The sequence below is a fragment of the Azospirillum brasilense genome (genome assembly GCF_007827815.1).
Taxonomy (GTDB): domain Bacteria; phylum Pseudomonadota; class Alphaproteobacteria; order Azospirillales; family Azospirillaceae; genus Azospirillum; species Azospirillum brasilense_C.
In genome coordinates this window covers 21,657-47,236 of the sequence record NZ_VITH01000020.1, presented here as the reverse complement: position 1 = coordinate 47,236, position 25,580 = coordinate 21,657, and the positions used below count along the sequence as shown (strand labels likewise).

Genomic DNA, 25,580 nt, shown 5'->3' with positions numbered 1-25,580 from the left:
CTGTTTTCCACGCGTGAGAACCACACGCACGGAAACCAAGCCGGAGGCACCCACGATGAAACGTTTGCTCCTCAGCGCCGCCATGATCGCGGGGGCGCTCGGGCCTTGGCCGGCGCTCGCCGAGACCTGCCCGGAGGGGGTGAACCGGCTGGGCCAGCGCATCGGCGCGCTGGAGGCCGCCGGCAACCAGACCCCCGCCTCCATAAGCCCGCAGGAGCTTGGCCAACTCCGCGCCCTGCGCCAGACCGCCGAGCGTGCCGGGCAGCGGGGCGGCGAACCGGCCTGCCAGACCATCCTGGGCGAGGCCGACGCGTTGCTGCGCTCGGTCGAGCATCCGCGCGTGGTCGCCGCCGACGATCTGGCGAAGGCCAAGCTGCACAACGCCAGCGGCGAGGAGATGGGCTCCATTTCCGAGCTGGTGGTTGATCCGAACACCGGGCGCGTCGCCTACGCCGTGGTCGAGGCCGGCGGCTTCCTCGGGCTGGGCGAGCGCAATTTCCCGGTTCCCTGGGCGCTGGTTCAGCCGGCGCAAGCCGGTGACGGCTATGTCCTGAACGTGACCAAGGACCGGCTGACCACAGCCCCCCAGTTCACCCGCTCCAACCGTCCGGACATGTCGGACCGGCAATGGGCGGTTGCGCTGCACACCTATTACGGCGTCCAGCCCTATTGGATGCGCGACGGTGCGGCCCTCGCCGCGGTTGGTATGCCGGAGGGCGGTGCCGCGGGCTCGCCGCAGATCCAGTCGGAGGTGCAGCGCCTCTCCCAGGAGGTGGATCGGCTGAACCGTGAGCTGTCGCAGGCCCGCACGCTGGCCGATACGGCCCGCAAGCCCGATGGGTCGGCTCAGCCGGGCTCGTCCGGATCGACCGGCGGTGCGCCAGCCCCGGCGGATCAGGGCGGTTCCACGCCGCCCGCCCCGCAGCAGTGACCATAGAAAAAGATCGAGGAGAGCAGCGATGGCGATGACGAGCCAACAGGGCATGGGCAGCCGCAACGCGGCCCTGCCGGACGATCTTGAGCGCATGATCAACGTCGGGCACACCGAGCGCTTGGTGTCGCTGGTCGGCGGCGGTCTGCTCGCCGTACTCGGGTTGCGCCGCCCGACCGTCGGCGGGGCGGCGCTGGCGCTGGCCGGCGGCGCCCTGGTCGCCCGCGGCCTGACCGGCTATTGCCCGGCCAAGGCGATGATGGAGGACTGGAACGGCCAGGATGGCGCGGATGCCTCCGCCGAGGATGCGGAGCGGGGCGTCCATCGCTACTCCCGCCATCCCGGCGACATCTATGACGACGCCGACGACAAGGAGAAGGTGGACGAGGCGTCGATGGAATCCTTCCCAGCCAGCGATCCGCCGTCTTTCACGCCCGGCGCCGTCTGAGCGTCATGTCCTTTGTAAAAAGGCCCCTCTGAAAGGTGGGGCCTTTGTTTTTGTTGCGGTCCTCGCTATGAATACGCAAGAAAGAGGTATGGATTACCGCCGCGGACTTCGCGTCTTCGCTGTGTGAAGGCTGTGTTACGGATAAACAAAGCGATAATGTCGGATATATTGCGACTTTAACAAGTTGCCTATGACCTTCGATTGCATTATGGTGCGTTGCACAATTCGAGTGATCCGATCTGGCGCACTCCGAATCCGGCCACCTTGCAATCCGGGAAAGCCAGCCTATGACCACGATCATCCCCGCCGCCGCCACTCTTGAAGGCAAGAAGGGCCTCGTGCTCGGCATCGCCAACGATCAGTCGATCGCGTGGGGCTGCGCCCGCGCCTTCCGCGCGCTGGGCGCGGATCTCGCGGTCAGCTACCTCAACGACAAGGCGAAGCGCTTCGTCGAGCCGCTGGCCCAGCAGCTCGAAGCGGAGATCTTCGAGCCGGTGGACGTCACCGGCGAGGGTGAGCTGAAGGCCATCTTCGAGAAGATCGAGCAGAAGTGGGGCAAGCTGGACTTCGCGCTGCATTCCATCGCCTTCGCCCCGAAGGACGACCTGCACGGCCGCGTCGTCGATTGCTCGCGCGAAGGCTTCCAGATGGCGATGGACGTGTCCTGCCACTCCTTCATCCGCATGGCCCGCTACGCCGAGCCGCTGATGAAGGACGGCGGTTCGCTGTTCACCATGTCCTACTTCGGCGCCAACCGCGTGATCGACAACTATGGCGTCATGGGGCCAGTGAAGGCGGCGCTGGAGGCCAGCGTTCGTTATCTGGCGGCGGAGCTGGGCCCGAAGGGCATCCGAGTGCACGCCATCTCCCCCGGACCGATCAAGACGCGCGCCGCCTCCGGCATCGCCCATTTCGACGAGTTGATGGAGAAGGCCGCGGAGCGCGCGCCGGAGCAGCGCCTCGTCACCATCGAAGAGGTCGGCTACACCACCGCCTTCCTGGCGACGGATGGGGCAAAGGGCATCACCGGCAGCACGACCTATGTGGATTGCGGCTATTCGATCGTCGGCTGATCGGACGTTGTTTGACCGGTAAGTTGGGGCGGCTGATCATCGCCTCATCTTCATAAAGTCGATGTGGAGGCAGGCGGAAACATGACGTTTCCCCTGCCTTTTCGCGTCTTTGTTTTGGTGCGGCAAAATGCCATGTGACGATCGTATGCGTTCGTTTTGTAGAAAATGCGCCCATAATGCAGGCAAAGGCCGTCGGTTGCGGAGTCGGCGGTAACAAGGGTCGCGGCGTCCGGTATTTACGGTTCCTTGACGGGTTGCGCACCTTCATCTTCAGTTGCGCAAGCTACGGCGCGCTTCCCTTCAATGCGGTGGCTTTCGGCGGAATGGCCCGGTGGCCGCGGACGACAGGGTGCGGAGGGTTCATGGGTGTCATTACGTGGAGGCGGCAGCTCAGCGTCGGCCAGCCGTCCATCGATGAAGATCACAAGCACCTGATCGAGTATCTGAACGAACTGGATGCCGCGTTGAATTCGCGCAGCTTCATGCCTGTGCGCGTCGCCAAGATCCTGATGAAACTGCTGGAATACACCCAGCAGCACTTCGCCCGCGAAGAAAAGATCATGCAGGCCGTGCATTATCCGAAGTTCGAGGAGCATGTGCGCCAGCACCACGAGGCGGTGCGGACCTTGAGCGAGCTGTCCGCGGTCTTCACCCGCGATCCGACCCACCAGAACGCCGAGCGGATCTACACCTTCACCGCGAACTGGCTGGTCCACCACATCATCATGCAGGACACGCAACTGACGCCCTATGTGCGGGGCGTCTGGGTCTGAGGGCGGACCGGCCGGCCTTACAGGAAGGCGCTGCGCCGCCGCCCGGCGGCGTTCTCCCACGCCCATTCGACGACGAGGCTGACCAGGCGCTCCAGCGTCGGGCGCACCTGACGCGCCGCCTCCTCGCGGAAGCCGAAGGGGGCCTCCTCGTCCATGTAGGTGACCTGGGACAGTTCGAGCTGGATGGAGTGGATGTTGTCGGCGGGGTTGCCGTAACGGCGGGTGATGAAGCCGCCTTTGAAGCGCCCGTTCTGCACCGACGAAAACCGCCCGGTCGCGGTGAGCACGTTCATCACCCGGCCGACCAGCGCCGGCGAGGCGCTGGACCCCTCCGCCGTACCGAGGCTGAAATCCTGGATCTGGCCGTCGAAGAATCGCGGCACGCGCGACCGGATCGAATGGGCGTCGAACAGCACCGCCACGCCGAAGCGTTCCTTCAAAGCCTGAAGCTCGCCGTTGAGCTGCTCATGGTAGGGGCGCCAATAGGCGCCGACCCGTCGCTCCACCTCCGCCGCGTCCGGCTCCATCCCCGGCCGATAGATCGGCTGATGATCGAAGGTGGTTAGGGGGCAGAGTTCGGTGCCGCCGGCGCCGGGAGCGGCGCTGTCAGGATCGCGGTTCAGATCGATCACGTAGCGCGACAGGATCGGCTTCAGGAATCCGATGCCCAGCGCCGGGGCGAAATGATAAAGGCGGTCGAGATGCCAGTCGGTGTCCGGAACCGCCAGGGCGGAGTCGGTCATGGTGGCCGCGATGTCCGGAGGCACCACGGTGCCGACATGCGGGATGCTGAGCAGGACGGGGGTTTCCCCCGGCTGGAAGCGGAACGTCTCCATGCCAACACCCTTTGTTTCCTGGCCCGATTCTTCAAGCCATTTGTGCAACAACGGTTTGATGCGCCGCAGCATGGTCGGAACTATGCGGCGCAACCGGCATGGCGGTCAAATCCTATTGCGTATTTGTTATAAAGGCTTCAACGGGTTGTGGCGCTATGAGCCTCCGCAACCGAAGTGGCCTCAGGCTTCCAGGTCGCCTTCGCTTTCCTCCGCCACATGGTCGACCATGTCGGACAGGACGCGCCGGATGTGCTCGTCGGTGATCAGGTAGAAGACTCGGTTGCCACGCCGTTCCGCCTGGATCAGCCGTCCCGCCCGCAGCAGGCGGAGGTGATGGCTGACCAGGGACGGCGACAGCCCCAGCGCCGCCGCCATGTCGCCGACCGAGGTCGAGGTGTCCAGGCAGGCCAGGATGATGCGCAGCCGGCTGGGGTCGCTCATCAGGCGGAACATGTCGGCCAGTTCGGTGGTCTGGTCTTCGGACAGGCGGAGATGCGCCGGCTTGTCCTTCGGTGCTGACCCTTTTTGCATGCCGCGTTGGTTCCCGCTTGTAAGGTTTTTATCGGTTACGGCGTTTTATCGGTGGTTGCCGCCCTTTACAAAGTATAGGCCGGCCGCCGCGTCAATCCCATAGGTTGGCGAAACAACGATCGAAGTCGATGGGCGACGCCCTCTTCCGTATGGCCTATCGCTCGCCAGTTGACCTTGGGCGAAGGCTCGGGAACAATTCGGCCGCAAGCACGACGGTCTGGGACAAAGGCCGCACAGAATGCCTTCAACGATCCAATGAACGGGATCGAACGAACGGTCGAACGAACGACCGGAACGGGCAGGATCGAGGGGGAGGACCGCCATGACATCGCGCCGACAGGTTCTGTTGCCGCTCGCGCTGGCCCCGGTGGCCGGCTGGGCGATCTGGGCCACCAACGCCAGCGAACCCACCCATCCCGTGGGCCCGTTCCATCTGCCGCTGGACGACACCACGTTCCTCTGGCGGGATCTGGTGCAGGTCCGGATGGAGGGACCGGCGGCCAACCCGGTCTTTCCGACCCGGGTCAAGGCGCTGGAGGGCAAGCTGGTTACGGTGCGCGGCTTCATGGTGCCGTTGGGCGACGCCCCGGCCCACAACCGCTTCATCCTCGCCGCCAACCCCATATCCTGTCCGGCCTGCCACCGGCCCAGCCCGTCCAGCATGCTGTATGTCCACAGCCAGATTCCGGTGCGCGAGACCCAGGTGCCGGTGCTGATGACCGGCACGTTGCGGCTGAATCCCCTGGAAGGACTGTTCTACCGTCTCGACCGCGCCGAGTTGCGTTACGCCTGAGCGTTGCGGATCGGGTTGGTTGTTCCTTTTTTCGCTGTGTCGTGAAATTCTGCCGCCCGTTCGAGTCGGAGCGATGGCGGGGAGCGCGTGGCCGGAAGGGGAGTGGCGCTGTGGCGGGCCGCCGGGCTGTCCCTGGCGCTTGCGCTGTATGGCCTGCTGAGCGCTCCGGCCCCGGCGGAGATCCGCCTCGCCGAAGCGCTGATCGGCGCGCTGCTGGTTCTGGGCGTCGGGCTGTTGCGTCCCCTGTCGGTGGCGACGGGCCACGCGCTGCTGGAGAGCGACTCGCCGCCGTGGGAGATGCCGGCGGTGCTGGCTCTGGCGGTGCTGCTGTGGTGCCCCCTGATGCGCGGGGTGTGGCTCGACTGGGCGCCGGGCGACATGCTGCGCGACGTGGTGCCTCTTCTGTACCTGTTTCTTCCCGTGCTTCTGGTGCCGATGCTGCGCGCCGCTCCGGACCGGGCGGTGGGGCTGCTGGCCGGCGGTCTGGCGGTGGCCGGCGTCGGTTTCGCCCTGCGTTGGTGGAAGCAGGCGGAGTGGGGATTCGGCGCCGTCGGCGTCCGGGCGATGGCGGACGGCGGCGTCTATCTGCTGAACGCGCCGTCGGTGCTGTTCGCGGCCATCGCCTTGCCGGCCTTCGGGGTCGGGATGCTGGCGCAGGGCGGGTGGCCACGCCGCGCCGCCGGGGTGGCCGCGATTCTGGGCGGCCTGTTGTGCTTGGCGGCGCTGGCCGGCGCGGTGCACCGGATGGCGCTCGGGCTCGCCGTCCTCGCCTTCACGGCCCTCGGGTTGTGGTGGCTGCGCCGGGCGCCGCTGGCCGTGCTGGGGGCTGGCGTGGCGGGGTTGCTGGTGCTGGCGCTCTTTCACGAGGCGTTGTTCGGCGCCCTCGGGCAGGTGGCGGAGAAAACCCGGCTGGCCGGGGCGAACACCCGGTGGGAGGAGGCGGAGGCCGCGGTCGGGCAGGCCCTGTCCTCCCCGGCGGCGTTTCTGTTCGGGCAGGGGTGGGGGGCGCTCCTCGCCAATCCGGCGGTGGGCGGGTGGCGGGTGTCCTACACCCACACGCTGGCGACCTACGCCCTCGCCAAGACCGGCGTGGTCGGCCTGTGCGCCCTGATCGCCTATCTGGGCGGACTGGCGCCGCGAGCCCTGCGCCTTGTCCGCTCCGACCCCGCGCTCGGCTGGGCGGTGCTGGCGCCGCTGCTGATGGCGCTCGGCCTGCACACCAGTTTCAAATACCTCGACACGGGCCTCCTCCTCACCGTGGCGGCTCTGGCGGCGGAGCGCGGGAAGCGGTTGCCCGCGCGCTGATGGAAATGCATACTTACGCGTGTTCAATCCGTGAAGTGATCGTTCATCCATGGATTCGCCATCCATCCTGTTCGTCAATCGCGTGTTTCCTCCGGACAAGGGGGCGACCGGGCGTTGCGTGCGCGACGTGGCGGAGCGGATGGCGGCGATGGGCTGGCGGGTCACCGTGGTCGCCGACGGTTCGGGCCCCAGCGTCGCCCCGCCCGGGGTCACCGTCTGCCGCGCCGGTTGGGGGCGCTCTTCCAAAGCGGGGGCGATGTCCGGAGATGTGCGGGCGACCACACGCGGCTATCTGGCCGCCGCGCTGCGGTTGATTCACCGGGCGTTGCGCCTGCCGCGGCACGACGTCGTGGTGACGATGACCGACCCGCCGCTGCTGGTTTGCGCCGGGCCGCTGATCGCCGCGCGCCATGCCGCGGCGTCCCTTCATTGGAGCCAGGATGTGTTTCCGGCATTGCTGCCGGTGCTCGGCGTCCACTTGCCGGACCCGCTGATGCGGATGGTCGAACGGGCCAGCGCCCGGGCGCTTCGCCGCCAGGACGCGGTGGTGGCCATCGGACGCTGCATGGCCGGGCGACTGGCGGCGGTGGGGGTGCCGGCCGAGCGGATCACCGTTCTGCCCAACTGGCCCGACCCGGATATCCGGCCGGTGCCGCGGGCGGAGAATCCGTTCCGGCAGGCGCATGGGCTGGGCGACCGCTTCACCGTGGCCTATTCGGGCAACATGGGGCTGGCCCACCCGATGGACGCGGTGCTGGACGCCGCGGCACTGCTGGCGCGCAGCGACCCCGCCATCGCGATTCTGCTGATCGGCGACGGGCGCCGCCGGGCGGCCGTGGCGGAGGCGGTGGAGCGGCGTGGCCTGAGGAACGTACGGCTGCTGCCTCTCCAGCCCTCGGATCGGCTGGCCGAAAGCCTGTCCGCCGCGGACCTGCATCTGGCGACGATGGACCCGCGGGCGGAAGGACTGCTGGTGCCCAGCAAGGTGGCCGGCGCGCTGGCGGCCGGGCGGCCCTGCCTGTTTCTGGGACCGGCGGGCAGCGACGCGGCCGCGCTGCTGGACGGCTGCGGGCAGAGGCTGGCGCCCGACGATGCGGCGGGACTGGCCGCCGCGATCCGCCGTTATGCCGGCGATCCGGCCCTGTGCGCGGCCCAAGGGGAGCGGGCGTTGTCCGTCGCGGCGGCCTGGGACGCCGCAGCGGCGGCGCGGCGCTTCGCGGCGCTGGCGGACGGGCTGCGCCGGAGGACGCCGCTTGGCGTGCCCGTTCTGCCGGGGCGGAGCCTGCCCCATGCCTGATGGCGTGCCGCTGCGCCGCTCTCCACTGGAGTTCGAAGCGGTGGAATCGGCGCTGCGGCTGCGCCGATTCCTGCGGACGATGCGGGAGGGCTGGCCGATCCTGCTCATCGGGACGGCGCTGGGGGTGGTGGCCTCCGTGACTTCCTTGCGGCTGGTGGTTCCGCAATACACCGCGGTGATGGTGATCGGGCCGACCGCCCGTGTCGGCGCGGCGGCCATGGGCGCGCGGCTGCCCGTTTTGATCGGCCGGGAAGCCGCCGCCGCCGCGTCCGAGCCCGGACCGGGGGATGAGATCCTGTCAGACTTCGCGCGCTACCTCCAGCTTTTCACCTCCATCCCGGTGGCGGAACGGATGATGGCCGACCCGCTGCTGCTGCGCGGCCTGTTTCCCGACCGCTGGGACGAGGAGGCGGGGGGCTGGCGCCCGGCGCCCGGCGCCATGGCGTCCGCCAAGCGTCTGTTCCTGGCGCTCGTCGGCCGGTCGGACTGGGTGGAGCCCGACGCCGAGCGGGTGGCGAGCGCGCTTCGCGACCGGCTGACCGTCGATATGGTCGGCAGCGGGCCGATGCGGCGGCTCCGGCTGCGTCACGCCGACCGCGCCATGGCGCTGCGGATCTTGTCGGCCGCGGCCCAGGCGACCGACGCCCATCTGCGGGCGGAGGCGTCGCGGCGCAGCGCCGCGCAGATCGCCCATGCCCGCGCCCGTCTGGCCGGGATCACCGTCGCCGAGCACCGCCGCGCGCTGGCCGATCTGCTGTCGGAGCAGGAGCGGATCGCCATGATGATCGAGGTCGACCTGCCGCTGGCGGCGGACGCCATCGAACCCCCCGCCGCGGCGCAGCGCCCCGACTGGCCGAACCCGGTGACGGTCGTTCCATTCGCGGCGCTGGCCGGGCTGGTGGCCGGTGCGATCCTCGTCAGCCTGCGGCGCCTGTGGCGGGCGGGCGGTGAGGCGGAATCGTGATCCCCGTGTCGGTGGTGGTGATGACCCGCAACGAGGCGGTCAATCTTCCCCACTGCCTGCCCGCGCTGGCGCGGTTCGCCGAACGCTTCGTTGTGGACAGCGGCAGCACCGACGGAACGCCGGACATCGCCGCGGCGGCCGGCGCGCGGGTGGTGGCCTTCCAGTGGGACGGACGGTACCCGAAGAAGAAGCAATGGTGTCTGGACCGGCTGCCGTTCAGCCGGGACTGGGTTCTGTTCGTCGATGCGGACGAGCGGCTCGGCGGCGCCCTGGTGGAGGAGATCGCCGCGCTGATGGCCGCGGGGCCGCGGCACGCCGGTTACTTCATCGATGGCCGTCCGGTGTTTCTCGGCCGGCGGCTGCGCTTCGGCGCGGGCAATCGGAAGCTCGCCCTGTTCGACCGGCGACGGGCGTCCTTTCCGCCCGCACCCGATCTGGATGTCGCCACCATGTGGGAGGTGGAAGGCCATTATCAGCCGGTGATCGCGGGCAGCGTCGGACGGCTGCGTCACAGCCTGGACCACGCCGACGACAAGCCGGTCGCCGCTTGGTTCGAACGGCACGCCCGTTACGCCGACTGGGAGGCGGCGCTGCGTTCGGATGGACGGATGACGGGGTTGATCACGCGGGAATCCGGGGCGCGGCGGTGGATGAAGATCGGCCTCAACCGGTTGCCGGCCCGTCCGTTTCTGGTCTTTCTGTATGGCTATGTCGTGCGGCTGGGCTTTCTGGACGGCGGTCCCGGCTTCCAACACGCGCTGGCGCGAGCTTTCTACTATTGGCAGGTCGGCGTGAAGATCGCGGACGCGAGACGGCGGGCCGTGTCACCCGCGTCCACCGATGTCTGAGGGTTCGGACAGGCTGTGCCGCGCCTCACACCGCCTCGTCCAGAGCGCGCTCGCCGCCGAGGGCCTTCAGCAGGTCGAAGGTCCGCTTGCGCACCGAGGGGTCCTCGATGCGGTAATAGGCCCGCACCAGCTCCAGAGTCTCGCGGCGGGCCATCGACTCGAACTCTTCCGTTTCCGACGGCGGAAGGTCGGGCGACGGGGTGGCGATGTGCTCGGGCGACGGCATGTCTTCGAAGAAGTAGCTGACCGGGACGCCCAGGACCTGCGACAGGTTGAACAGGCGGCTGGCGCTGATGCGGTTGGACCCGCGCTCGTACTTCTGAAGCTGCTGGAAGGTGATCCCCACCGCTTCACCCAGCTTCTCCTGGCTGAGGCCGAGCAGGGTCCGGCGCAGCCGCAACCGGGCGCCGACATGGATGTCGATTGGGTTCGGTCCCTCGCCGCGGCGTGATAGGGTGTGGGCGGGTGATAGCTTGGATTTCGTGGCACTCATAATAGACCCTCAGTATGGAGGTGGACCGCGCCACCAGGGAAATTGGTTAGTTCAGAAAGTAAATTCTATGCAACTTTTCGTGCGCATCAATAGCTAGATGCGTAAAACAGAGGCCAAAGCTTATGAAAGCAACGATCGTTCATTTGGTGAGAAACGATATTTCGCGTAAAGCCATGGGATTGTCTGGCGTAGGGTAAGGGCAAGCCATTGTAATCCCCATAATGTTGCGTTGGCTGCAAAGCCGAGCCCAAGCACCTCGCGACGGATGATCGCCTGCTCCCGTCGACCGCCCGCCGGGTCCTGCTGCGACCGTCCGCCGCCAGCAAAAATGCATACCGTAAGTGGCAAGCGCTGCGCTGGAAGCCCCTGCTTGAGGATGGACAGCGTGAACGCGTAATCGGCGGCAAGTCCGTGGCGGAGATCGAACCGGCAGCCCGACGACTCGGCCAAGCGGTAGACCATGGCCTGATGGTGCGTGAACATGCCCAGCAGGGCGCGGCGGTGCGACCGCGCCCGCTTCACCACGAGACGCCCGCCGGGCAGCGCCTCCAACGCATCACCATAGAGCAGACCGGCGTCCGGATGCGCGGCCAGGAGGGGAAGCAGCCGTTCGAGAACCCGGTCGTCGGCCAGCCGGTCGCCGGCGTTGAGGAAGAGGACATGGCTGCAGGAGGGCGGAGACCCTTCCGCAATGGCGTCCATCGCGATGTTCATGGCGTCGTACAGGCCCCGGTCGGGCGACGAGCGCCACCAGACCGTCTCGTCCCGATGGTCGGCCAGCCAGCGGGCCGTCCCGTCGCCGGAGCCTCCGTCCGCCACGAACCAGTCGTAGGCCGCCATGGTCTGGGCGCGCAGGCTCGCGCGGGTGGCGAGCAGGCCGGGCAGGTCGTCGCGGACCACGGTGACCACCGCCAGCCGGATCGTTCCCGCCGCCCCCGTCATTCGGAGATCACCGCGATGGCCGCCGCCGAGATGGCGAGCTGGCCGAGGATCGTTCCCATGTTCTTGGAGAACTCCATGAGGTCGAACGGCTTCGGGTCGCGGGGCACCACGATGGACGAGCCGGGCGGGATCGCCGTCACCGTGTGGTTCCAGGAGGACAGGGACAGCGGCTGCGCCCGCCCGTCCGGCAGAACCAGGAAGATGCGGCCGTCGTCGGCGTTGCGGCTCGCTCCGCCTGCCTCGCGCAGATAAGCCTCGGCGGTCTTGCCGCTGATGAACTGGGCGGCGGTCGGGTGCAGCACCTCTCCGGCTACGGTCACGGTCAGCGGCCGTTTCGGGATCAGGACGCGGTCGTCCGGCTCCAGAAGCACGTCCAGGTCCGGCCGCTGCCGCAGCACCTGGGGGTCCGCCTCGACGACGATGCGGCCCAACGGTTCGACGCCGCGCAGCTGGGTGGCGAGCTGCCGGGCCAGCCCGACCACGTCGGAACGCGCGGCCTCACCCTTCTCGACCTCCTGCACCATCCAGCGCTCCAGGTCGCGGGCCTGCTGGTCGAACCAGGCGCGCTCGCGCTTGCGCTCGCTGTCGCGCAGGAAGCTGGCGCCGGCGGGGTAGGCCTCCTCGGTCAGACCGCCGGCCCGGTCGATCAGCGAGGACAGCGTCTCTCCGCGACCCACATGGTAGCTGCCCGGGCGGCGCACCGCGCCGGAGATGGTGACCGCCCGCGCCTCAAGCGCCTGCGGCAGCGGGTCGATGCGCAGGTTGTCGCCCGGATGCAGCGCGGTCCGGGCGGACATCCCGTCGCGAAGGTCCAGGCGGCGGCGCTGCCCGGTGGCGCTGGTGAGTTCCAGGCTGGCGAGGTCGGCGGTCGCCGTGGGGCCGCCGGCGGTCGCCAGAAGGGCCTCGACGGACGCCGTCTCCGCCACGGGATAGGCGCCGGGCAGGCGCACGGCGCCGCCCACCTGCACACCGCGCTCCCGCACGAGGGCCGCGACGTCGCCGGGAAGCGACGGTTCGGCGTCGGCCGGCGTCCCTTCGGTCGGGCCGTCCTTGTCCGTGGGGGTGGTCAGCGCTCGCACCTCGGCGGCGGAGAGCAGGCGCACCCGGTCGCCGTCAGCGAGCGCGCGGTTGGCCTGACCGGAAGCCACCTCCTGCGGCGAGAAGGGAAGCAAGCGGCGGGCGAGGGTGCGGCGGTCGAAACGCTCGATGACACCGAGCAGGGGATAGACGTCCCGCATCAGCGCATCGCCGCCGCTGAGGGCGTCGCGCAGCGTGGCGCCCCCCGCCAGCGGGCGGACGCCGGGGCGGCGGGTGTGGCCGGTCAGCTCGTAGACGGGCTCGTCCGGCTCAAGGATGGAGCCCGGCGCCGCGGCGCGGCGCGGCGGTCCGAGCCCGGCGGCGGGCGTTTCGTAAGGACCGGATTCCGGCCCGCCCGCGGCGAGCGCCAGCTCCGCGGCGCTTCGCCGTCCGGTGGAGGGATAGAAGCCGGGGCGGGGCACCCCGCCCATCAGGAGCGTGGAATGCTCCAGCGCGAAGACGAGCAGGTCGGGAATGGCGTCGAACAGGGGCGGGCAGGGCGTACGTCCGCCGGTCAGCTTTGCCGCCGCCCGGGCCTGGGGTCCGCTGGCGAGGGGGCCGTCCGGCTGCGCCGTCAGCGCGCGGGCCAGCACGACCAGACCGCGGCAGGCGTCGGGGGCCGGCTCGCGCGCACCGCGCAGCAGCGCCAGCACCGGTTCGGCGGTGAGGAAATCCACCTCCTCCGCGCCCAGCACGTAGAGGACGTCGTTTTCGGCCAGGGGACGGCGGTCGCGGCCATTGAGCACGGCCGTCAGGTCGATCGGCTGGAGGACGCGGGCGCGGCTCCCCGGACGGGTCGAAGCCAGCACAGCGAAGGGCAGATAGGGGGTGGGTCCCAGATCCGTCGCCGCGACCAGGGCGGCGATGGTCGGGGTCCGCCCCAGAGCCCGCGGACCGGGGCGCAGGACATGGCCTTCCAGACGCAGGTCGTCGCGCCGGTCCTCACGGCGGGGCGCCAGCAGCAGCAGGTCGCCGTCGGCCAACGGGGGCGCCTCGGTCTCCGGCAACTCCTCGGCCCGCTCCTCGCCGTCCGGGCCGATGGCGTAGCGCAGCGCCCGATGCGCGCCGGGCCGCAGGAGGCCGCCGGCCAGCTCGCGCGCCGCCGCGACGGGCAGGCGGTCCTGGCCGGGGGGAAGCTCGTAGACGCCGGGACGCTTCAGCGGGCCGGCCAACGCCACGGTGGGGCCGAGCGGCGGCACGAAGATGCGGTCGCCGTCCCGCAGACGCAGGCCCGCGGTCGCCCCGTCTCCGGTCATGAACAGGTCGTACAGGTCGATGGGCAGCCCGGCGGGCGGGCTTCCCCCGGTGCCCTGGGCGTGAAACAGGCGGATGCGGCGCAGCGACCCGGCGCGGGTGACGCCGCCCGCGGCGCCCAGCGCGTCGATCAGCGTTGCGAAGGCCCCCACCTCCTGCCGGCCCGGACGCGCCACGGCGCCGGTCACCAGCACACCGATCCGCCGCACCTCGGTCACCGAGACATAGACCTCGGTGTCCGGAAAGGAGGCGGTCACGGCGTTGGTCAGCTGGGCGCGCAGCTCCGCCAGGGTCAGGCCCTGCGCCACGACGGGGCGGACGTCATCGGCGGTGAGCAGCCCGGCCGCGTCGATGACGTGGCGCTTGCTGGAGGACTTCTGGCCGCGCAGGGTCACCAGAAGCTCGTCGCCCGGACCCAGCGTGTAGTCGGCCTGCACGCCGCCCGATCCGTCCCGCCGTGGCGGCTCCTCACCGAACTGGTCGTAACCGAACTGGAGGAGGACCGAGCCGGCCCGCTCGCTGTAGGCGGCTTCGACCGGCGACAGGGAGGCTGGGGGGAGGGCGGGCTTTGCTTGGGCTGGCACGGCGGCCGACGGACGCGGATGAGGGACCGGGGGGAACGGTTCCGCAGCCGATGCGGCGAGTCCCCAGGTGATCACAGCCAACGGCACCAAAAGGGCGAGGAGTCTGCGCAAGGAGTCACACGCAAATTGTGGGCGTGCCAAGTCCCGGCACCATTGGGGGCGTCCCGTCCGGACGTTATAAGACTAATGCGAGCATAATCGGGAAAAGGCAACGGCCAAGCTGCGTTGCCGCGCCGGCCCGCGGCGTGTAGACTGTGGATCATCGCGTGGAGCGCGCAGGAGCCGCGGGCCCATGGTATCCGGTGTTTCGTCCAGTGCCGTTTATGGCGTGCCGCTCCCGCGGTCCGGTCAGCCGGCGCGCGACCGCAGCCAAGTCGGCGATCAGGATGGCGCCCAGGACACCGGTCGGACCGGCGCGGGCCGCAACGCGGCCGGCCAGCCGGGGACCCTGACCGACGATCAGCAGCGGCAGGTCCAGGAACTCAAGCGCATCGACTCCAGCGTCCGCCAGCACGAGGCGGCGCATCAGGCGGCGGGCGGCCCCCACGCGGGAGGCGCCTCTTTCACCTTCACCCGCGGCCCGGACGGTAAGAACTACGCGACCGCCGGCGAAGTCCAGGTGGATGTCGGTGGCGAGAGCGACCCCGAAGCCACCGTTCGCAAGATGGACACGGTCAAGGCGGCGGCCTTGGCGCCGTCCGACCCGTCGGCCCAGGACCTTCGCGTCGCCCAGCAGGCGGACGCGGCGAAAATGCAGGCGCAGCAGGAACTGCGGCGAAAGGGGCCGGGCGGGAGCAGCGACGGTCCGTCCGACGAGCGGAACGGCGCGCCGCCAAGCGAGACCGCCGCGCCGGCGCTGGCGGCGCGCGGCGCGGCGGCGTACGCGTCGGCCTCCGGCATCGGCCGGCGGACCGGCGCCGCCGGCATCATCGTCTGACCCCGGAGTCCGCCGCCGGGCGGCCCGGTTCCGGTGGGTCAGCGGCGGACGGGAGTCTCGCCGTCGAGGGTCAGCAGCGGTCCGTACAGCTCCGGACGGCGGTCGCGGAAGACGCCCCAGGACGCGCGCTGTGCGGCGAGGCGGTCGAGGTCGAAGCTGGCGGTCAGGACCGCCTCGCTCTCCCGGTCGGCCTGCGCGACCAGTTCCCCGGTCGGCCCGGCGATGAAGGACGACCCGTAGAAGCTGATCCCGCAGATGTCGCCCTCTTCCCGGCCGATGCGGTTGGAGGCGACCAGCGGCATCAGGTTGGCCCCGGCATGGCCCTGCATGACCCGCGTCCAGTGGGCCTGGCTGTCCAGCGACCCGTCCTGCGGTTCGGACCCGATGGCGGTGGGGTAGAACAGGATCTCGGCGCCCTTCAGCGCCATGGCGCGCGCCGATTCCGGGAACCACTGGTCCCAGCAGATTGCGCAGCCGATGGCGGCGTAGCGCGTCTTGTAGACCTGGAAGCCGGTGTCGCCAGGGTTGAAATAGTATTTTTCCTGGTAACCGGGACCGTCCGGGATGTGGGACTTGCGGTAGACGCCCAGCACCGTGCCGTCGGCGTCGATCATGGCCAGGGAATTGTAATAGGCGTTCCGCGCCCGCTCAAAGAAGCTGGTGGGGATGACCACGGAGAGTTCACGGGCGAGCGCACTCATCCGGGCGATCACCGGGTGATCCTCGACCGGGTGGGCGAGGGCGAACAACTCCTGCTTCTGGTCCTTGCAGAAATAGGGCGTCTCGAACAGCTCCTGGGGCAGGATGATCTGCGCGCCGCGCGCCGCCGCGTCGCGCACGAGGCGTTCGACGCCGTTCACATTGGCGTCGCGGTCCCAACCGCAGGCCATCTGGGTCGCCGCGACGGTGACGGTGCGTCCGGTGGTGGGGCGCATAAGCTGGTGCTCCTGTGCTCTGGCGTGTGCTGCGCCGTGTTAGTGGGCGGATGGCCGGGTGCGCAACCCCATCTCCGCCCTGTCACAAACGTTTCAGATTCGTCCGGGTTTCCGCGCCGGACCAACCATGGCCCTCGCCGTTGAGCACGCGCAGAACTCGACAGTCATACGCATAAATACAAAAATGCCCGATCAGGGACCGCTCTTCGGTTACACGACATATTATTGCATGCACGAGAAATTTAAATCCTCAATTGCTTTGCGATTTTTCCGAGAGAAGATATGATCGGGTAAGTTGATTTCGTCCGTTGATTTCGTCCGCTGCACCGCACCACGGCCTGACGGACGTCTGCCGAGAGATCGTCGTCATGGTTGGGCGTTTCAAGAGACAGGAACCCATGTTGGTCGAACCGCAACGTGAGGACGCTGCCGGACTGCCGCAGTCCGGCGCGACCCTGCCGCGGGCCGTGCGGGAAGCCCATCGCGCGCTCACGCGCGCGCTGCAGATCCGCATCGTCGACCATGGCGTCAGCATGGGGCAGTGGTATTTTCTTCGCGCCCTGTGGGACGAGGACGGGCTGACCCAACGCGAGTTGAGCCAGCGGGTCGGCATGATGGAGCCCACCACGGTGACCGCGCTGAACAATCTGGAGCGGTGCGATCTCGTCCAGCGGGTGCGCAACCCGCACGACCGGCGCAAGGTGAACATCTACCTGACGCCGAAGGGCAAGGCGCTGCGGGCCGACATCCTGCCCTGTGCCGAGGAGATCGAGGAGAGCGCCACCCAGGGCGTCTCGTCGGACGACTTGGCCCTGGCGGTCAGCGTCCTGCGCCGGGTCTCCGCCAATCTTGGCGGCCTGCCCCCCATCGGCGGGGACGATGATCTGGGATGACGCAAGGGGCCGCGGCCCGTCGCGCAAGTTCGTCCGCGGTCGTCAGTCGTCGAGATCGGGGGGCGGCGGCAGGCTGGCGCCGGTCAGGTTGGCGCCGGTGAAGCGCGCGTCGCGGATGTTCGCATCGCTCAGAATGGCCCCGGTCAGGTCGGCGCTGGAGAAATCGCAGCCGGCAAGGTTGGCGCCGCGCATGTTGGTGCGGATGCACGAGGCGCCCGCGAAGGTGCTGCCGGTCAGATTCGCCGCCCACAACCGGCCGGTCGGCCGGCCGTCCGGGCCCTTGATGTCGACCCAGCCGATGCCCGCCCCGTCGAACCGGGCCCCGGTCAAATTGGTGCCGCGAAGCGTCGCCCCGTCGAGGATGGCGCCGCTGAAATCGCTGCCGGTCAGGTCGGCGGCGGAGATGTCGCACATGATGAGCAGGGAATCGCGCATCTTGGCGCCGACCAGCCGCACCCCGCGCAGGTTCGCTCCCGACAGGTTCACGCCGTGCAGGTCGATGTGCGAGAGGTCCGCGCCGCTCAGGTCGGCGCGCGATCCCATGGCGCCGTTGGTGTTGATCCAGGTGTAATGGTTGTGCAGGGCTTCCTGAATCTGGATCGAGAAATTCTCGGCAGAGCGCGCCATGTTGGCGCCCGTCGTGTCCGCCCCGGCAAGATCGGCCCCCTCCATTTTCGCACCCTGGAGGTCGGCGTTGCGCAGGTTGGCGCCGGCCAGCACCGCGCCGTTCAGGTTGGCGTCGCGCAGGACGGCGCCCTGAAGATTGACGCCGGACAGGTTGCAGCCGCGCAGGTCGGCGCGGGCAAGGTTGCAATTCTTCATGGTCGAGCGCATCAGCGTGGCCCCGGCCATCAGCGCGCCTTCGCAGTCCGCGCCGTTCATCGACACGTCGGTCAGGTCGGCGCCGGACAGGTTGGCGTTCGACATCATCGCGTCGTCCATGTCGCTGCCCGACAGGTCCGACCGCACGAAGTCGAGCCCCTTGCTGCCGTTCGCGCCGCTTCCGCCATAGAGCAGCGCGCCGCCGCGCAGGTCGGCCTCCTTCAGAATGGCGCGTTTCAGCTTGGCACCGCGCATGTGGGCGCCGCGCAGATCCGCCCGATAGAAGTTGCAGCCGGTCAGGTCGGCCTTGGTCAGGTGGGCGGCGAACAGGTCGGCGTGGCTGAGATTCGCGTTGGACAGGTCGCAATGGGCCATGTTGGCCCCCGACAGCTTGCCCTGCGTCAGCTCCACCCCGGCGAGATTCGATCCCTCCAGGTTGGTCATGGTCAGGTTGGCGCGGGTGCCGCCCGACCGGTTCTTCAGCCAACGCTCGTGCTTTTCGAGCACGGCGACCAACTCATGTGGCGTCATGACCCCGTCCGACAATCGGCCCGTTCCCGGCGCGAGGGAGATGGGCGCGGTTACTCCAGCGCTTTGGCAGTGTCATAAGATAATCTGGTTTAAATGTTAACATGCCGTTCCGTTGCCGGGCGCCGCGCGACATCGGACCGGTGCGCCACGGCGGGCAAACAAGGAGGAGGGGCTCGGAATGACCGGGGGACATACGGTGGCGGCCTTCGACGCCGAACTGGCACGCCTGCACCAGATCATCGTGACCATGGGGCGGCGGGTGGAGGAGCAGTTCGCCGCCGCGCTGCAGGCCATCGCGGAACGGGACGCCGACAAGGCCGCGCGGGTGATCGAGGCGGACGCCGAAATCGACCGTCTCGAGCTGGAGCTTGAGGCGCTGAGCGTGCGCTTGCTGGCTCTGCGCCAGCCGATGGCGAAGGATTTGCGCGACATCATCTCGGCGCTCAAGATCGCCTCGAACCTGGAGCGCATGGGCGATTTCGCAAGCTCGGTCGCCAAACGCGCGGTCACCCTGGCGGCCCTGCCGGCGGAGACACCCGTCGCGTCGCTGGCCTGGATGGGCGAGACGGTGCTCGGCATGATCCGTGAAGTGGTGAGCGCCTATGACGAACAGGACGCCGAACGGGCGATGGCCGTCCGCAACCGGGATGGCCAGGTCGACGCGGCCTACACCAGCCTGTTCCGTGAGTTCCTCACTTACATGATGGAGTCGCCGGCGCAGATCACCGGCTGCACCCATCTGCTGTTCGTGGCGAAGTCCATCGAGCGGGCCGGGGACCACGCCACGAACGTGGCCGAGAACATCTGCTACATCGTTCGGGGACGCCTGCCGTCCGAGGAGCGGAGCAAGGGCGACCTCAGCAGCTTCACGGTGGTGGACAAGGAGTAGGGGCGCAACGCGCGCCCCTCGCGTCGACGGTCGCGGTTTCGGCGATCAATGCTTGGGGCGCCAAGCGCCGCCGTCCGGCTCGTAACGCCGCCGGACCGCGGCCCAGGCGACCTTGTGCGCCAGCCGTTCGCGCTGCATGGCCTGAGCGGCCTCCGGCGACCGGCATCCCTGCCAAGTGTGATTGAAGGCCGAGCGGTAGATGTCCTGCGCCGACGGCGGCAGGCATCGCTTCACCGATTCAGGGAGTTCTGTGTTTCGGCGGAAGGTCATCGGGCGTTCCTCCGGCTTATGTTTGCCTTGTTGTCCCCAGTATAGCCGTCATTCCACTGCAAGCCGTAGGGCTTTTTCCTGAGGCGTTGGAGGTAGGCGGGACGGGCGGGTGGCTTAGACCGAAGGTCCGATGCCGGCATCCGGGCATGAAAAAGCCCTTCCCCAGGCGGTGGGGAAGGGCTTTTTGCGAACCCAAGCAGCGTTGCGACGACCCGTTCTGATGGCCTGCCTTACGGCGTGCGGCGCGCGGTGCGGTGCGCCGGGATCGGAATGGGCCGGATCGCCTGCTCTTCGCGGCGGCTGGCGGACATGTCGATCTCGATGCGGGCCAGGGCCTTGCGCAGTTCGTGCACCGCTTCCGACAGCGTCTGGATCGACGCTTCGCCGGGCTGCTGGCGCCACCCGCGGTAGGCGTTCAGGCAACCGCGTGCGGTGTCGCGCAGCCGCGCCTCGACGGCGTCGACCGGCGGCGGGTTGGTGCCGGCCGGGCGGTTCGCATCCGCCGCCGTGGGTTGGGCAGCGCCCTGGGCGGGAGCCTGGGCGGCGGGCGCCGCCGGCTGGACCGGGGCCGGCTGGGGAGCCGGCTGCGACTCCGGACGGTTGAGGCGCAGCGTCTCGGTCTGGGCCGGAGCGGCCGGCTGCGTCGGGGCGGGCTGCGGAGCCGCGGTCGGGGCGGCCGCCGGAGCCGCAGCCGGAGCCGCCGTCTGGGCGGTCGGAGCAGGGGCCTGGGCCGAAACCGGGGCGGCGGCGCGGCGCGCGGGCTTCACCGGCGCCGGCGCTTCCGGAACGGCAACCGGAGCGGGCGGCGGCTCCTCGGCCATGGCGTCGCCGGCCGGCGCCTCTTCCGCGGCGGAGTCGATGACGGCGGCCTCTTCGACCGGCGCGTCCTTCTCGCTGGCCGCTTCGGCCTTGCGGATGATGTAGGAGATGGCGCTCGGCGTGCATTCGAATTCACGCGCGATCGCCGACAGGGTGACGCCGGAACGGTAACGCTCAAGAATCTGCGGCCACGCCGACTGGGGGATTCGTCCGCGCTTCTTCGGAGCCTCCGGTTCGGACCCGGTTTCTGCGTTCATTATGTCGCTCGGTTGCCAAAGTGAATTTTGAGTCATGCGTACGCTGCTTGGGCCGTATCGCGCGCCTTCCGACGCAGCGGCACGCGGGCGCGTGCACGAGCATCACGTCAGGAGCCGTTTTTGCGTGCGATGTTGTCGGTATGGATGAATATCGGGAACTTGCAGGGAAAATGCCAGAAGAACTTTGCGCCGCATGGAAAAATTGCGCTTAGGCGGGTCGCCGGAGCCTTAGTCCGAAGGCCGGATTGCCTTGCGGCGTTGCTCCCGCGAACCGCATAGGAACATCCGCGGACGCGAATTTTAAAAACTGTATTTCACGAATCGGTCGTGCAGGACGCGGTTGCAAGGCGGTTTGAAAATCCACGGCGGTCCGGAATGCGTTGCAAAGCGTTCTGTTGACATCAAGCGCCCCTCGCATGGCGCGCGCTGTCCGACAGGCGGAGTTTCTTCATGCCGCGTTCCATCGATCGATTCCGGCCCCGGTCCGGCCCCGTCCGGCGCCCAGCCGGATTGAAGACCGGATTGACGAGCGGATCTGCACCGCGCTCGCCGGTGCCCACCGTGTCCGCGGGGCTTTTCGCCGCCTTCCTGGCTTTTTCGCCGCCGGCCTTCGCGCAGGATGCGGGTGGAGGGGCTGCTCCGGCCCCCGCCGCGCCGCCGCTGGCGTCCGTCCTGCCGCCCAACGCGCCACCGACCTTCGCCGATCTCGCGGACAAGCAGCTCGACGCGGTGGTCTTCATATCCACGACGCAGGCGCCCCCGCAGGGCGGTCCGCAAGCGGGGCCGCGCGGGCCGGAGATGCCCGGCTTTCCCCCGGGATCGCCCTTCGAGGAATTCTTCCGCGAATTTCGCGACCGCCAGCGCGGCCAGCCGCAGCAGCCGCAGCAGGCGCCACGCCCGACGGCGGCGCTGGGCTCCGGATTCATCATCGACCCGGCGGGCTTCGTGGTCACCAACAGCCATGTGGTGTCCGAAGCGTCGGAGATTTCCGTCACCCTGCACGACGGCACCAAACTGCCCGCGAAGCTCGTGGGCGTGGACGGGCCGACCGACCTTGCCGTTCTCAAGGTCGACAGCAGAAAGCCGCTGGTCGCCGCCCCCTGGGGCGACAGCGAGGCGCTGCGCGTCGGCGACTGGGTGGTCGCCATCGGCAATCCCTTCGGCCTCGGCGGATCGGTGACCGCGGGCATCCTGTCGGCGCGGCAGCGCGACATTCAACAGGGGCCCTACGACGACTATCTGCAGACCGACGCCTCGATCAACCGCGGCAATTCCGGCGGACCGCTCTACAACCTGAACGGCGAGGTGATCGGCATCAACACGGCGATCTATTCGCCGACCGGCGGGTCGGTGGGCATCGGCTTCGCCATCCCGTCCTCCGTCGCCCGCCCGGTTGTCGAGCAGTTGCGCGACCATGGTCAGGTGCGCCGCGGCTGGCTGGGCGTCCAGGTGCAGAGCGTGACCCCGGACATCGCCGAGAGCCTGGGCATGCAGGAGCCGGCGGGCGCCCTGGTGACCAGCGTGTCGCCGGAAGGGCCGGCGGGCAAGGGCGGCGTCCGCCAGGGCGACGTCATCACCCGCTTCAACGGCGAGTCCATCGAGCAGATGCGCGAACTGCCGCGCGTCGTCGCCGCCACGAAGATCGGCTCGGCCGTGCCGCTGGAACTGGTGCGCGAGGGCAAGCCCGAAACCGTCACTGTGACGGTGGGCGAATTGGAGCCGCAGGAGCAGGTGGCGCTGTCCGGATCGAGCGGGACGCCGCGTCCGGAAACGACCATAGACACCAAGCAGGTTCTCGGCCTGACCCTGTCGCAGCTGACCCCCGGTCTGCGCGACAGCTTCTCCATCAACCCCGATGTCGAGGGCGTAGTGGTGACCGAGGTCGGCGACGCCAGCGCTGCCAGCGAGCGCGGAATCGAGGCCGGCGACGTCATCGTGGAGGCCGGGCAGGAACCGGTGAAAACGCCGGAGGACCTGAACCGGCTGGTGGACGATGCGCGCAGCCAGGGGCGCAAGACCGTGCTGATGCTGCTCAGCCGCGACGGCGACCTGCGCTACGTGCCGATGCCCATCGAGGACCGCAAGGGCTGAGGACGGCCGGAGGCGGCACCCGGAGGTTCTCCACGGGGGCCGTCTCAACCTTTTCCTCTACCGTTTGCCGGGCGGCGGGAGTAATTTGCCCGCCACTTGGCGAATGGGATTAATCCAGTGAGTGTAGATTCCGAGGGCCGTCCGCCCGTGCGGCTGTCGGTCGTGGTTCCGGTCTTCAACGAGGCCGAAAACGTCCTTCCCCTTCTTGAAGAGATCGAGCGCGCGCTGTCGCCCGCCGCCGTGCTGGGCCGCGCCTTCGAGGTGATCTACGTGGACGATGGGTCCAGTGACGACACGCTGACGCGCCTCGCGCCGATCGTCGCGGCCGGCCGCCTGCGGCTGGTCCGCCACGTCCGCCGGTCCGGGCAGAGCGCGGCCGTGCGCACCGGAGTCAAGGCGGCGCGCGGGGAGTGGATCGCCACCCTCGACGGCGATGGCCAGAACGACCCGGCCGACATCCCCGCTCTGTTCGCCCTGGCCGCCAAGGGCGGCCCGGACGCGCCAGTGCTGGTCGGCGGCTTGCGCAAGAAGCGGCAGGACACCCTGTCCAAGCGTCTGGCCTCGCGTTTCGCGAACGCGGTCCGGCAGTCCTTCCTCCAGGACGGCTGCACCGACAGCGGCTGCGGGCTGAAGCTGTTCCGCCGCGACGCCTTCCTCGATCTGCCCTTCTTCGGGGCGATGCACCGTTTCCTGCCCGCCCTGTTCCGGTCGCACGGCCATCCGGTGGCCTATGTGCCGGTCAACCACCGCCCGCGGGAGCGCGGCGTGTCCAAATACACCAACTGGCGCCGCGGCCTCATCGGCGTGGTCGACCTGCTGGGCGTCTATTGGCTGAAGCGGCGCACCGCGCTGTCGCCCGCGGTCGAAGACCGCTGACCCCCTCTCCATCCGGACCGGTCGCCGCCCGATGCTCGAACGCGCCATCGCCTGGTACCAGAGCCAAAGCAGCGCCGACCTGATCTGGGTCGGCGTCGGCTTTTTCGCGCAGATGCTCTTCATGATGCGCTTCGTCGTCCAATGGATCGCCAGCGAGCGCGCCCGGCGCAGCATCGTGCCGGATCTCTTCTGGTATTTCTCGATCGGCGGCGGGGTTCTTTTGTTGGCCTATTCGATCCAGCGGGGTGATCCGGTGTTCATGTTCGGGCAGGGGCTGGGCCTCATCATCTATTTCCGGAACCTCTACTTCGTCCTGAACAACCGCCGGAACGGCGGCGCGGCGGGCGCTCCATGAGCGCGGTGCCGAACGCCGAGGCCGGCCGCCTGCCGGTCCTGGCCTATCTGGCGCTGGCGGTGATCAGCGTCCTGCTGTTCCTGCCCGGCTTCTTTGATCTGCCGCCCTTCGACCGCGACGAGGCGCGCTTCGCCCAGGCGTCGCACCAGATGCTGGAAAGCGGCGACTATGTCGACATCCGCTTCCAGGACGAGGCGCGCCACAAGAAGCCGGTCGGCATCTACTGGCTGCAAACCGCGGCGACCCGGCTGGTCGAAGGGCCCGGCGGAGTGCCAAAGGAGATCTGGACCTTCCGCATTCCCTCGCTGCTCGGGGCGGTGCTGGCGGTGCTGGCGACGGCCTGGACCGGGGCGCGGATGTTCGGCGGGACGGTCGGCTTCCTCGCCGGGCTGATGATGGCCTCCTGCGTCGTGCTGGGAGTCGAGGCCCGCATGGCGAAGACCGACGCGGTGCTGCTCTCGACCATCGTCATCGGACAGGCGGCCCTGGCCAGCCTCTACCTGAACCGCCACGCGGAGCGCTCCGGCTGGGCGGCGCCGCTCGCCTTCTGGATCGCCGCGGGCGTGGGCATCCTCATCAAGGGTCCCATCGTCCTCCTGGTGTCCGGCACCACGGCGCTGGTGCTGGCGGTGCTCGACCGCCGGGCCGGCTGGCTGAAGCGGCTGCGCCCGCTGGTCGGCCTCGCCATCGTGGTCGCCATCGCCGCGCCCTGGCTGATCGCCATCACGGTGAAGACCAAGGGCGCCTTCTTCGCGGAATCGGTCGGCCACGACATGATGGGCAAGGTCGTCGGCGGGCAGGAGGCGAAGGGATTGCCGCCCGGCTATTACCTCGGCACCTTCTGGGTGACCTTCGCTCCCTGGTCCTTCCTGGCGATGCTGGCCGCTCCCTGGGCGTGGCGCCACCGCAAGGGCGGCGGGCCGGTGGCGGACGCCGTGCGCTTCTGCGTCGCCTGGATCATCCCGAGCTGGCTGGTCTTCGAGGCGGTGCCGACCAAGCTGCTGCACTACACGCTGCCGGTCTTCCCGGCCATCGCCATCCTCACCGCCGCCGCGGCGCGTGAGCATTTCCTGCGCCGCGCCGACGCGCCGCGCTGGGGCCTGTTCTCGGTCGCCACCGTTCTCGGGGCTGTCGGATTCGGCGCGCTGACCATTGCGGTCGCGGTGATTCCCTATCTGGTGGACGGGCGCGTCGATCCGGTGGCGGTCGCCATGCTGCCGGTGGTTCTCGTGCTGTACGCGCTGGCCGTGCGCCTGTTCGCCCAGCGCCGGGAGACGCCGGGGTTCGCGGCGGGTCTGGCGGCGGCGGCGGTGCTGTACGCCGGAACCTACGGTGCGGTCCTGCCGGGCATCGACGGCGTGTGGATCAGCCGCCAAGCGGCGCGGACGGTCGCGGCGGCGCGGCCCTGCGCCGACAGCGTGGTCGCCTCCGCCGGCTATTCGGAGCCCAGCCTCGTCTTCCTGCTGGGGACCGGCACGCGCCTGACCCATGGGACGGGCGCCGCTGCCCATCTGGCGGAGAATCCGTCCTGCGGGTTGGCCCTGGTGACCGACCGGGAGGAGGCGGAGTTCCGCGCCGCGTTGAAGGGGGCGGAGCCGGTCCAGCTCGGCCGTTTTGCCGGCTTCAACTACAACACCGGCAAGCGGCTTACCCTGACGCTCTATGGCGCGGCGCGCCCCTGAACGAGCCGGAATGGGGTGTCCGTCCGATGGAGGTTGCCAGATGGAGACTGCGGGCTGAGTAACCCGCCTCCCCC

25 protein-coding genes are annotated in these 25,580 nt (G+C 69.1%); 16 read left to right on the top strand and 9 right to left on the bottom strand.

Annotated features, from left to right (window positions below; translation table 11 throughout):
- The first annotated feature begins 55 nt into the window (after positions 1-55).
- The 4 genes from FBZ83_RS28340 (at position 56) to FBZ83_RS28325 (ending at position 3,225) form a co-directional block, all read left to right on the top strand.
- Positions 56-931: a PRC-barrel domain-containing protein gene (locus tag FBZ83_RS28340; protein WP_145690115.1), complete on the top strand. Its 876-nt coding sequence runs from the start codon at positions 56-58 to the stop codon at positions 929-931.
- 28 nt (positions 932-959) lie between these two features.
- A complete protein-coding gene (locus FBZ83_RS28335) occupies positions 960-1,379 on the top strand; it encodes a YgaP-like transmembrane domain (protein ID WP_145679612.1) in 420 nt (139 codons plus the stop codon).
- 287 nt (positions 1,380-1,666) lie between these two features.
- Positions 1,667-2,452 carry an enoyl-ACP reductase FabI gene (gene fabI / locus FBZ83_RS28330; protein WP_014240318.1) on the top strand — a complete coding sequence of 262 codons (786 nt, stop codon included), beginning with the start codon at positions 1,667-1,669 and terminating at the stop codon, positions 2,450-2,452.
- 362 nt (positions 2,453-2,814) lie between these two features.
- Positions 2,815-3,225, top strand: a complete 411-nt coding sequence (locus FBZ83_RS28325; RefSeq protein ID WP_038528038.1) for a bacteriohemerythrin — start codon at positions 2,815-2,817, stop codon at positions 3,223-3,225.
- 17 nt (positions 3,226-3,242) lie between these two features.
- On the opposite strand, the gene hutG is transcribed toward FBZ83_RS28325, so the two are convergent.
- Entirely contained in the window at positions 3,243-4,061 is an 819-nt protein-coding gene (hutG, locus tag FBZ83_RS28320) for an N-formylglutamate deformylase (protein WP_145690114.1), read from the bottom strand.
- A 180-nt stretch (positions 4,062-4,241) separates the two neighbouring features.
- Positions 4,242-4,592: an ArsR/SmtB family transcription factor gene (locus FBZ83_RS28315; RefSeq protein WP_014240322.1), complete on the bottom strand. Its 351-nt coding sequence runs from the start codon at positions 4,590-4,592 to the stop codon at positions 4,242-4,244.
- A 322-nt stretch (positions 4,593-4,914) separates the two neighbouring features.
- Here FBZ83_RS28315 and FBZ83_RS28310 point away from each other — a divergent pair, with 322 nt between their 5' ends.
- The 5 genes from FBZ83_RS28310 (at position 4,915) to FBZ83_RS28290 (ending at position 9,799) form a co-directional block, all read left to right on the top strand.
- Complete coding sequence (locus tag FBZ83_RS28310) at positions 4,915-5,385, top strand: DUF3299 domain-containing protein (RefSeq protein ID WP_145690113.1); 471 nt, start codon at positions 4,915-4,917, stop codon at positions 5,383-5,385.
- Positions 5,386-5,472: 87 nt separating this feature from the next.
- A complete protein-coding gene (locus tag FBZ83_RS28305; protein ID WP_247888514.1) occupies positions 5,473-6,690 on the top strand; it encodes a hypothetical protein in 1,218 nt (405 codons plus the stop codon).
- Positions 6,691-6,739: 49 nt separating this feature from the next.
- A complete protein-coding gene (locus tag FBZ83_RS28300) occupies positions 6,740-7,987 on the top strand; it encodes a glycosyltransferase family 4 protein (protein WP_145690112.1) in 1,248 nt (415 codons plus the stop codon).
- Positions 7,980-8,951, top strand: a complete 972-nt coding sequence (locus FBZ83_RS28295) for a hypothetical protein (RefSeq protein ID WP_247888513.1) — start codon at positions 7,980-7,982, stop codon at positions 8,949-8,951. The genes FBZ83_RS28300 and FBZ83_RS28295 overlap by 8 nt, the downstream gene beginning before the upstream one ends.
- The gene (locus tag FBZ83_RS28290; protein ID WP_145690111.1) at positions 8,948-9,799 is read left to right on the top strand and encodes a glycosyltransferase family 2 protein; all 852 of its coding nucleotides are present in this window, start codon (positions 8,948-8,950) and stop codon (positions 9,797-9,799) included. The genes FBZ83_RS28295 and FBZ83_RS28290 overlap by 4 nt, the downstream gene beginning before the upstream one ends.
- 25 nt (positions 9,800-9,824) lie before the next feature.
- Here the strand turns inward: FBZ83_RS28290 and FBZ83_RS28285 are convergent, their stop codons facing one another.
- The 3 genes from FBZ83_RS28285 to FBZ83_RS28275 form a co-directional block, all read right to left on the bottom strand.
- Positions 9,825-10,292, bottom strand: coding sequence for a helix-turn-helix domain-containing protein (locus FBZ83_RS28285; protein WP_145679617.1), 468 nt, complete (start codon positions 10,290-10,292; stop codon positions 9,825-9,827).
- Between the two features lie 120 nt (positions 10,293-10,412).
- Positions 10,413-11,234, bottom strand: coding sequence for a glycosyltransferase (locus FBZ83_RS28280; RefSeq protein WP_145690110.1), 822 nt, complete (start codon positions 11,232-11,234; stop codon positions 10,413-10,415).
- Positions 11,231-14,149, bottom strand: coding sequence for an SLBB domain-containing protein (locus FBZ83_RS28275; protein ID WP_247888512.1), 2,919 nt, complete (start codon positions 14,147-14,149; stop codon positions 11,231-11,233). Before FBZ83_RS28275 ends, FBZ83_RS28280 begins: the two co-directional genes overlap by 4 nt.
- Positions 14,150-14,441: 292 nt before the next feature.
- Between FBZ83_RS28275 and FBZ83_RS28270 the strand changes: the two genes are divergently transcribed.
- On the top strand, positions 14,442-15,086 hold the full coding sequence (locus FBZ83_RS28270; RefSeq protein WP_145690109.1) for a putative metalloprotease CJM1_0395 family protein: 645 nt from the start codon (positions 14,442-14,444) through the stop codon (positions 15,084-15,086).
- Positions 15,087-15,124: 38 nt separating this feature from the next.
- Here the strand turns inward: FBZ83_RS28270 and aguB are convergent, their stop codons facing one another.
- Positions 15,125-16,021 (bottom strand): N-carbamoylputrescine amidase, encoded by an 897-nt coding sequence (gene aguB / locus FBZ83_RS28265; RefSeq protein ID WP_145690108.1) that lies wholly within the window; start codon positions 16,019-16,021, stop codon positions 15,125-15,127.
- A 398-nt stretch (positions 16,022-16,419) separates the two neighbouring features.
- Between aguB and FBZ83_RS28260 the strand changes: the two genes are divergently transcribed.
- The gene (locus tag FBZ83_RS28260) at positions 16,420-16,914 is read left to right on the top strand and encodes a MarR family winged helix-turn-helix transcriptional regulator (protein WP_247888511.1); all 495 of its coding nucleotides are present in this window, start codon (positions 16,420-16,422) and stop codon (positions 16,912-16,914) included.
- A 42-nt stretch (positions 16,915-16,956) separates the two neighbouring features.
- On the opposite strand, the gene FBZ83_RS28255 is transcribed toward FBZ83_RS28260, so the two are convergent.
- Positions 16,957-18,267, bottom strand: coding sequence for a pentapeptide repeat-containing protein (locus FBZ83_RS28255; protein WP_145679622.1), 1,311 nt, complete (start codon positions 18,265-18,267; stop codon positions 16,957-16,959).
- Between the two features lie 178 nt (positions 18,268-18,445).
- On the opposite strand from FBZ83_RS28255, the gene phoU reads away from it, so the two are divergent.
- On the top strand, positions 18,446-19,156 hold the full coding sequence (gene phoU / locus FBZ83_RS28250; RefSeq protein WP_145690106.1) for a phosphate signaling complex protein PhoU: 711 nt from the start codon (positions 18,446-18,448) through the stop codon (positions 19,154-19,156).
- Positions 19,157-19,201: 45 nt separating this feature from the next.
- On the opposite strand, the gene FBZ83_RS28245 is transcribed toward phoU, so the two are convergent.
- Positions 19,202-19,426 (bottom strand): ChaB family protein, encoded by a 225-nt coding sequence (locus FBZ83_RS28245; RefSeq protein WP_145690105.1) that lies wholly within the window; start codon positions 19,424-19,426, stop codon positions 19,202-19,204.
- Between the two features lie 230 nt (positions 19,427-19,656).
- Positions 19,657-20,502, bottom strand: a complete 846-nt coding sequence (locus FBZ83_RS28240; protein ID WP_145690104.1) for a hypothetical protein — start codon at positions 20,500-20,502, stop codon at positions 19,657-19,659.
- Between the two features lie 561 nt (positions 20,503-21,063).
- Between FBZ83_RS28240 and FBZ83_RS28235 the strand changes: the two genes are divergently transcribed.
- The 4 genes from FBZ83_RS28235 to FBZ83_RS28220 all read left to right on the top strand — a co-directional run bounded on the left by FBZ83_RS28235 (position 21,064) and on the right by FBZ83_RS28220 (position 25,506).
- Positions 21,064-22,593 carry a Do family serine endopeptidase gene (locus FBZ83_RS28235; RefSeq protein WP_247888510.1) on the top strand — a complete coding sequence of 510 codons (1,530 nt, stop codon included), beginning with the start codon at positions 21,064-21,066 and terminating at the stop codon, positions 22,591-22,593.
- A gap of 117 nt (positions 22,594-22,710) precedes the next feature.
- The gene (locus FBZ83_RS28230) at positions 22,711-23,469 is read left to right on the top strand and encodes a glycosyltransferase family 2 protein (protein WP_145679626.1); all 759 of its coding nucleotides are present in this window, start codon (positions 22,711-22,713) and stop codon (positions 23,467-23,469) included.
- Between the two features lie 31 nt (positions 23,470-23,500).
- A complete protein-coding gene (locus FBZ83_RS28225; RefSeq protein WP_145690102.1) occupies positions 23,501-23,824 on the top strand; it encodes a lipid-A-disaccharide synthase N-terminal domain-containing protein in 324 nt (107 codons plus the stop codon).
- Positions 23,821-25,506: an ArnT family glycosyltransferase gene (locus FBZ83_RS28220; protein ID WP_145690101.1), complete on the top strand. Its 1,686-nt coding sequence runs from the start codon at positions 23,821-23,823 to the stop codon at positions 25,504-25,506. Before FBZ83_RS28225 ends, FBZ83_RS28220 begins: the two co-directional genes overlap by 4 nt.
- The last annotated feature ends 74 nt before the right edge of the window (positions 25,507-25,580 follow it).